General features: G+C 67.3%; 1 protein-coding gene. It reads right to left on the bottom strand.

All coding sequences use genetic code 11. From position 1 onward, the window contains the following. A partial coding sequence (locus ACP7AJ_RS21285) for a tetratricopeptide repeat protein (protein ID WP_426062247.1) occupies positions 1 to 1,080 on the bottom strand: 1,080 nt, incomplete at its 3' end. Positions 1,081 to 1,195: the final 115 nt, after the last annotated feature.

Below are 1,195 nucleotides of genomic sequence, written 5' to 3'. Positions count from 1 at the left end.
GTTGTCGGGCCGGCGCTCGTACTCGATTTGGGCGTGCTTCAACGCCCAGTCCAACTCCCCGGTTTTGACGTAGGCGTAGGCCAGCTCGCGGTCGGCGTAATGGCCCAGTTGCTCGTTTTCGTCGGCTTCCTGGGCGGCTCCCGCCAGCATGGCGATGGATTCCTTGGCCATTTTCTCGGCTTCCGCCGGCTGCCCGTGGAGGCGGTAGAGGTCGGCCAACTCGTCGGCAAAGGCGTAGTCCTTGACCGTGGCGCGGGCCTGCTCGAGGTATTTGATCGCCGCCGGGTAGTCCCGGCGAGCGGCGGCCACCCGGCTCAGCCCGGCCAGGGCGTAGGCGTAGAACGGCCGCACCTGCAGCGACTGCTGGTACAAGTTCTCGGCTTGGTCCAACTCGCCGCGGTTCTCGTGGAGCTGGCCCAGTTGCACGCGGGTCCACTCGGTTTGCTCCAGGCCCACGTAGCCCGCCTCGGTGGCCATGCCCATGGCCTGGATGGCGCCGGGCACGTCGCCGTGGAGCTCGCGCAGGTAGCTGACGCGGGCGTACGCGCGCAGGTCGGGGCGTACCTGGTTCATCCGGTCGGCCATGCGCACGGCTTCGTCGTAGTGGCCCAGCTCCACGTGGGCATCGCACAGCAGGCCGTACACGTAGGCGCTGTAGGGGTTGATCTTGGCCGCTCGCTCGGCGAGGGCCAGGCCCTGCGCAAAGTGGTGCTGGGTCAGGCACAGGGAGGCTTGGGAACACAGCGCGTCGAAATTGTCGGGCTGGTCGGCCAGCACCTGCTCCAGTAGTTGCAGGGCCGCCGCGTCGTAGTACGGGTGGTCGCCGGTTACGCGGCCTTCCTGCAAGTAGGCCTGGGCCAGCAGCAACCGGCTTTGGTGGTCGTTGGGGTCCTGGCGCAGCTTGGCCCGCAGGCCCTGCACGGCCTTCTTGGTGTTCAGCCACTCGCCGCCCAGCGCCAAATCGCCCTGGCGGGCTTTGAGGGGCGGAACGGGCACCGGCGACGCGGACTTAAATAAGAAAATGGTCACCACCGCCGCGCCGAAGCCCAGCAGCAGGAAAGGGTACAGGTATTTGCGCATGGGATAAAGGGGGTTAGCGGCCAGAAGGAAAAGCGGGGCAGGCCACCCCGGCCCCCGCATCCGAGGGGTCGGGAACGCCCCCTCCGAAAAAAAAAGAGCCGCCGCCGACCTGAAC

Origin of the sequence: Hymenobacter sp. B1770 (assembly GCF_049896385.1) — a bacterium.
Lineage (GTDB): Bacteria > Bacteroidota > Bacteroidia > Cytophagales > Hymenobacteraceae > Hymenobacter.
This window is presented reverse-complemented; position numbering and strand designations above follow the sequence as displayed.